The following is a 6,189-nucleotide window of genomic DNA, read 5'->3' as shown; positions in this document are numbered from 1 at the left end:
CGTGATAAATATACTCTTTGGATAGCCGGGTCAATTCAGCTGCTTGTTCTTTAGTCGGCTTTAATTTTACTTTGAGCACTTTAACACAGGACTTTGTCTGTTCTTTTTTCACTCGCTTCACCTCTATCACAAATACAAACGTGTGTTCTTTTTGTTAACTTTAGTATATCACTCCGTCAACGGAAAGGCTAGAGAAATATACACTTATTTTTAAAAGAAAAAGAAGACAAAACAATCAGACATTTATCTCAATGTACGCTCTCATCCCACGATTAAAACCGTGGGCTTTCACGCTTGATAGTTCTGTAAAAAGTGTATCACTAGCAAATAACCCCCTCATTCCTTAAAATAAAGTTACTATAGAAATTAGGAGAGGAACGTGTACTATGTCTAAAGAACAAACAGGGGGCATCATTGTTTTGTTTGGTGGGACAGGGGATTTGGCAGAATCCATGATATTTCCTGCTCTTCACCAGTTATTTAAACAAGAAAAATTCTCGGATCATTTTGCTTTAGTTGGTGTGTCGCGTAAGGACATGTCGGATCAAGAATACCGAGACTATGCTCGAGAAGCAGTAGTGAATGAAGAGGAAGAGAATAATATAAATGAGGAGTTTTTCAAGCACCTATTCTACCAATCAGCTGATAATACGGAATTGGATGATTTTGAAAAGCTGTCTGAAACGATTCAAAAAGCTGCTGATGAGTTCGATACAGACTCTTCATATATTTACTATTATTCACTTCCACCAAGCTTATATGATGAAACAACCACAAACTTGAAGAAATCTGGCATTTTAGATTTAGAGGGCAGCCACCGAGTAGCCGTAGAAAAACCCTTTGGAGAAAGTTTAGAATCATCAAAAGACTATTATGAACTATTTGAAAAAGCCTTTAAACCAGAAGAAATCTACCTGGTGGACCACTTTTTAGGTATGGATTCTCTACAAAATATTTTAGCGACACGATACTATAATCCCTTTCTTGAAGCGATTTGGAATCGTGACTACATTGAGCATGTTCAAATTTCTTTACCAGAAGACTTTTCGATTGGTGCACGTGGGTCATTTTACGATGAAAATGGAGCATTGTTAGATATGTTCCAAAACCATATTTTACAGATTTTATCCTTCGTAGCAATGGACTTGCCAGATGAAATGGAAGAAGATAAAATAAACAAGAAAAAGTTGGACTTATTCAAACACATCCCTGAATTTAAAGCAGAAGATGTAAAAGAAAAAGTCGCGCGTGGTCAATATGATTCCTACCGGGAAGAGGAAGATGTACCGGAAGACAGTTTAACGGAAAGCTACATTGCTATTGAGCTTGAAATAGATAAAGAACGCTGGCGTGATGTTCCTTTTTATGTGAGAACAGGAAAATCACTTGCTGAAAATCATATGACTGTCGATGTTCTTTTAAAAATGCCTTATGATGTATCAGTCAGTGAACAACCACGGCTCACTTTTTCTATCCAACCGCAAGTTGGCTTATCCATCTTGATGAATCAAAATCATTCCGGTAAAGCTGAAGAAGTAGTGAAAACGGTACTTGGCCCGGATAAAGAGACAATGGAAAGTGTTTATATTCCAGAACCTTACGAGAATGTGTTAGCCGATATTTTGAAAGGAAGTAAGAGACATTTATCTACTTTCGAACAAGTTAAAGAACAGTGGCGCATCACTGACTCTATTAAAAATGGAATGGAAAACCTTCCCGATCCGTCATTTCCAAATTACGAAACTGGTTCTAAAGGACCCAAAGAAGCGGACGAGTTACTCGAGAAAAATAATCACAGCTGGATTTATAGAGAATAACGAACATAAGAGATTAACTGTCAAGAGACAATGGTTTCTATATACAAAAACGTCTAATGGGTGTACAATAGACACATAATAACAAATACTCATTAGATAGGGATGATTATATGTCTAAGATCGAAGAAAAATCAAGAGTTTCTTTTAGAACGGATGCAAAATTGAAAGAAGAAGCGACCAAAGTGTTATCAGATATGCAGCTGGATTTAACAACGGCATTTAACTTATTTTTAGATCAAGTGGTAAAACAAAATAAATTGCCATTTGAAATTACTAATGAAACAGCAGAGGAAATTGAATTAAAAGAAATAAGAGAAAAAATTTTAAAAGGCGTTGCAGATGCAGAAGCAAAAAGAGGAATAGACGCGAGTGATTATTTAAATAAATTATTAAAGAAAAAAGAACGCATTGAAGATGAGTAAGTATCGGGTAATATTAACTCAGAATGTATTAAATGATTTAGAAGATATATCCTCCTATATTGAAAATATACTGCATAGTCCATTAGCTGCTTTGAATTTGAAAATTAAGTTGACGAAAGCAGCTCTTTCCTTAGATGAAAAACCCTATCGAGGGTCAAAATATTCTAATTCTTTAAAATATATAAAAAACAAAGAGATCCGAAAATTGGTAATAGAAAACTATTTGATTTTCTATTATGTGGATGAATATGAAAAGGAAGTAAATGTTGTCACGATACACCATCGATTAAAAGGAAAAGTAGAGAAGCTTTAATATGTTTCTGAAATAATAGACTAAGATAAGAGCCGAGGTAACTGATTATTCAGTCAACTCGGCTCTTTTAGTATTGTCTTATTTAATATCCTTATACTCTACTTCTAAAGCGCGCTTAACAGCTGGTCGTTCGCCGACTCTGTCTGCCCATTCTTTTAAGTGAGTGTACTCTTCAGCTTTTAAGAAGGTCGCTGCATCGCCATATAATTCTCCTTGAACGAGACGCCCGTACCAAGGCCAGATGGCCATATCAGCAATTGTATACTCATCCCCATTAATATAGTCTTTATCAGCTAAATGTCTATCGAGTAAATCGAGTTGACGCTTAGTTTCCATAGTAAAGCGATTGATTGGGTATTCTTGTTTCGTTGGAGCATAACTGTAAAAGTGACCGAACCCACCGCCTACATAGGGAGCTGCTCCCGTTTGCCAAAACAGCCAATTCATCATTTCTGTTTTTTCAGCCAATGTCTTAGGGATGAATGAGTCAAATTTTTCCGCTAGATAAAGCAAGATATTGACGGATTCAAACACTCGGATGGGTTTATCTTTAGAATAGTCCATCATGGCTGGAATTTTAGAGTTTGGATTGATTTTGACAAAGTCGCTTCCGAACTGGTCGCCTTCACCAATATGAATTTTATATAAATCATACTCCGCTGATTTCTTACCAGCTTCCTTTAATTCTTCCAGCATAATCGCTACTTTTTGTCCATTTGGTGTACCTAAGGAATACACCTGTAAAGAGTTTTCCCCGACTGGGAGAGTCTGTTCAAAGCGACTTCCCGCTACAGGCTGGTTGCCAAAAGCATTTTCTTCATCTTTGTTCCATTCCCAAACTTTAGGGACTTCATAGTCTGACATAGTATCCGCTCCTTTAATCTTTATATATTCAGTATACTGTTTATCTGTTTTTAAACAAGAATATCATTTGTTAGAGAATGAAAATGACTATGAGAAAATATAATATTATCTTTAATTGCAGTTGTGGTTTTAGTCACAGACGACAAAAAATAACCGTCCAACTTTAGCAGGGTTGACGGTTATTTTAACGTTAAATTTCTGCTACCGCTTCGACGGCTTGCAAAGAAGTCCTTGTTAGCGCAAGGGCTTCTTTTTCTACTTTCATTAAACCATACTGAATTTAACGTAATTCGGAAAGAAGTCTCCCACTTCTAAACGTATGGGTGCGAAGCACCAGTGAAAGTGGGAGATGAATTTTGGTCAAGCGATAGCTTGAATTTATTTTTCAAGACCTTTTCTTATTAGTTCGAGGATAGCTGCTGTTCTTGTCGGCAGTCCATTTTCTTTTTGATAGGCGTCTACTTTTTCTAAAATGATTTTTGGCATGCGTATTTCTACGCGTTCTTTGTCAGACATATGTTCACCCCCGACATGATTGTACGGTGTTTTTACGGTATAATCAAGTAGAAAACTAAAAGAGGAGGTGACAAATATGTTGAAAGCATACAAGTACAGATTATACCCAACCGAACAACAAAAAGAGTATTTTGCCAACTGCTTCGGCTGTGCCCGCTTCATTTACAACCAAATGCTCAGCGACAAAATCGACCACTACAAAAAAACCAAGCAGATACTCAAAAATACACCAGCTCAGTACAAAAAAGAATTTCCTTTTTTGAAAGAAGTCGACAGTCTAGCCTTGGCGAATGCCCAACAGAATCTGGAAAGAGCCTATAAAAACTTTTACCGAGACAAGTCCGTCGGTTTCCCGAAGTTCAAATCCAAGCACAAGTCGAAATCGAGCTACACCACGAATAATCAAGGTGGAAATATTCGAATCGAAGAGGGAAAAATCAAACTGCCTAAAGTCGGTTTAGTAAAATTGAAGCAACACAGAAAGTTTGATGGAAGCATCAAGTCGTGCACTGTCTCCATGAACTAGTCGGGGAAATATTTTATTTCCATCCTTGTAAAATCAGAAGACAAAGAAGTGAAAGCTACCGAAAGAAAAATCGGGATTGATTTAGGCATTTCTGATTTTGCCATCACGACCAACGATTTAGGTGAGACAGAGAAACACAAAAACCCAGAGCATTTGTATAAAGCAGAAAAGAAACTCAAAAAAGCTCAGCGTTCGTTGTCCCGCAAACAAAAAGGCGGGAAGAACCGGAACAAATCTCGATTGGTGGTTGCGAAGAAACATGAGAAAATCGCCAATCAGCGAAAAGACTTTTTGCACAAACTAACGAAGAAAATTACGGACGAAAACCAAATCATCGTAATCGAAACGTTGTCTAGCAAGAATCTGATGAAGAACCACAAACTGGCAAAAAGTATCGGCGATGCCGGATGGTATGAATTTGTCCGCCAGTTGGAATACAAAGCGGAACAAAAAGGACGTACAATCATCAAAGCGGATAAGTTCTATCCATCTTGCCAGATTTGTTCTGCCTGCGGACACCGAGACGGTAAGAAGCTGCTCAACATTCGGGAGTGGGAATGCCCACACTGTGGGGAATACCTCGACAGAGACATCAATGCCAGCAAGAATCTCTTGGCATTAGCCAAGTAAAAGACAACCAATGAGGCAGGGACTGCCTTTTGAGCCTACCCATATCCGATTCCCCTGTCTGCATGAATTTTGTGCAAACAAGAATGGAGTTCGTAGGAAGCCCCCACTTCAAAATCCAAAGGATTTAAGTGGCGGGTAGTTCACATAATCAAGCAAGATAGTTGCTGCTAAGATTAATCCGAGTGCCCATTACTGATCAAACCAGTAGGCAAGATACTTGTAATCTCCCCATTTATCATAGACACTTTCAAATTCTTTTTTAGAAGGGATTTCGCCACCGAAATACTTTTCCAACACATGCTTTCTATATTCTGAATCTATAGGCAAAGAGTCATATTTTCCAAGCAACATAGAAAGCGTATTAAAGGCATAAGGTCCCACACCTTTAATCGTTTTTAATTCAGTACTATTTTCATGTGACTGTTTAAAGGATTCGAGATCAAAAGTATGATCAAGAGCTTTAGTCGCTGCATCCACTAGATAAGCACTTCTATATCCTACACGTATATGCTCTTTTAAATAGGTTTCTCCAGCTTCTAAAATACAGTCTGGTGTTGGGAAAGTGTTCCAGCTTTTCTGACTGTCTGTTTTAACGGGTTCGCCTAAATGAGTTACCAGATTATGAGACATAGCGATTGTTTGAGACCACCTTGTATTCGTCGTCAGTATCACTTTCACGACATCTTCAAAAAGTGTAGGGGATCGCAGCAAGCGTCCTTTCCGACCTTTTGACAGATGATGAAGTTCTCCAAGCTCTTGGCTCAACGCATAAAAATCGTCAAAGTCTTCTTCCAACCGAAAGATCCACGCTATCTGTTCCTTTATCTCATGCCAGTCTTTTTCATGCAAAGATAAGGTCGTTTCATTTTCTACTATTAAATACTTGTCGGTATAGGACACAGAGACGAGAATGTTTTTTTCATTGCTTAAGTGTAAGGGTCTGTAATAGACTTGGGCTTCTGCATCCCAATAATTAGGAGACAGCATCCACCATCCATGACTTTTGACCGCACTTTCAAAATGAAACGGTTCACGCAGAGGGATCTTCATAGAGCAGGTTCCTTTCATTAAGAATATATACATACAGTATGGCATACCGTA

At 37.9% G+C, this 6,189-nt stretch carries 6 protein-coding genes and 1 pseudogene; 4 read left to right on the top strand and 3 right to left on the bottom strand.

Annotated elements, in window-relative coordinates; all coding sequences use genetic code 11:
* Positions 1-386 precede the first annotated feature (386 nt).
* The 3 genes from zwf to ABDZ53_RS04700 all read left to right on the top strand — a co-directional run bounded on the left by zwf (position 387) and on the right by ABDZ53_RS04700 (position 2,552).
* A complete protein-coding gene (gene zwf / locus ABDZ53_RS04710) occupies positions 387-1,817 on the top strand; it encodes a glucose-6-phosphate dehydrogenase (RefSeq protein WP_343754433.1) in 1,431 nt (476 codons plus the stop codon).
* A 110-nt stretch (positions 1,818-1,927) separates the two neighbouring features.
* Entirely contained in the window at positions 1,928-2,239 is a 312-nt protein-coding gene (locus tag ABDZ53_RS04705; protein ID WP_343754432.1) for a type II toxin-antitoxin system RelB/DinJ family antitoxin, read from the top strand.
* Entirely contained in the window at positions 2,232-2,552 is a 321-nt protein-coding gene (locus ABDZ53_RS04700) for a type II toxin-antitoxin system RelE/ParE family toxin (protein ID WP_343754431.1), read from the top strand. Before ABDZ53_RS04705 ends, ABDZ53_RS04700 begins: the two co-directional genes overlap by 8 nt.
* Positions 2,553-2,630: 78 nt before the next feature.
* On the opposite strand, the gene yghU is transcribed toward ABDZ53_RS04700, so the two are convergent.
* Together yghU and ABDZ53_RS04690 are read right to left on the bottom strand one after the other, a co-directional pair.
* Positions 2,631-3,416 carry a glutathione-dependent disulfide-bond oxidoreductase gene (gene yghU, locus ABDZ53_RS04695; RefSeq protein WP_343754430.1) on the bottom strand — a complete coding sequence of 262 codons (786 nt, stop codon included), beginning with the start codon at positions 3,414-3,416 and terminating at the stop codon, positions 2,631-2,633.
* Between the two features lie 378 nt (positions 3,417-3,794).
* Entirely contained in the window at positions 3,795-3,932 is a 138-nt protein-coding gene (locus tag ABDZ53_RS04690; RefSeq protein ID WP_176759613.1) for a ribbon-helix-helix domain-containing protein, read from the bottom strand.
* Positions 3,933-4,008: 76 nt separating this feature from the next.
* Here ABDZ53_RS04690 and tnpB point away from each other — a divergent pair.
* Positions 4,009-5,088: pseudogene (gene tnpB, locus ABDZ53_RS04685) on the top strand (IS200/IS605 family element RNA-guided endonuclease TnpB).
* A gap of 189 nt (positions 5,089-5,277) precedes the next feature.
* On the opposite strand, the gene ABDZ53_RS04680 reads toward tnpB, so the two are convergent.
* Positions 5,278-6,138: a DNA-3-methyladenine glycosylase family protein gene (locus tag ABDZ53_RS04680; RefSeq protein ID WP_343754429.1), complete on the bottom strand. Its 861-nt coding sequence runs from the start codon at positions 6,136-6,138 to the stop codon at positions 5,278-5,280.
* Positions 6,139-6,189 lie beyond the last annotated feature (51 nt).

This window comes from Alkalibacterium iburiense (genome assembly GCF_039521845.1).
Lineage (GTDB): Bacteria > Bacillota > Bacilli > Lactobacillales > Carnobacteriaceae_A > Alkalibacterium > Alkalibacterium iburiense.
Note: the sequence above shows the minus strand (reverse complement) of the source record. Positions and strands in the feature narration are given on the sequence as shown.

Excerpts from the sequence above, each read along its gene's own strand:
- zwf (WP_343754433.1), top strand. The coding sequence starts at position 387 with ATGTCTAAAGAACAAACAGGGGGCATCATTGTTTTGTTTGGTGGGACA.
- ABDZ53_RS04705 (WP_343754432.1), top strand. The coding sequence starts at position 1,928 with ATGTCTAAGATCGAAGAAAAATCAAGAGTTTCTTTTAGAACGGATGCA.
- ABDZ53_RS04700 (WP_343754431.1), top strand. The coding sequence starts at position 2,232 with ATGAGTAAGTATCGGGTAATATTAACTCAGAATGTATTAAATGATTTA.
- yghU (WP_343754430.1), bottom strand. The coding sequence starts at position 3,416 with ATGTCAGACTATGAAGTCCCTAAAGTTTGGGAATGGAACAAAGATGAA.
- ABDZ53_RS04690 (WP_176759613.1), bottom strand. The coding sequence starts at position 3,932 with ATGTCTGACAAAGAACGCGTAGAAATACGCATGCCAAAAATCATTTTA.
- ABDZ53_RS04680 (WP_343754429.1), bottom strand. The coding sequence starts at position 6,138 with ATGAAGATCCCTCTGCGTGAACCGTTTCATTTTGAAAGTGCGGTCAAA.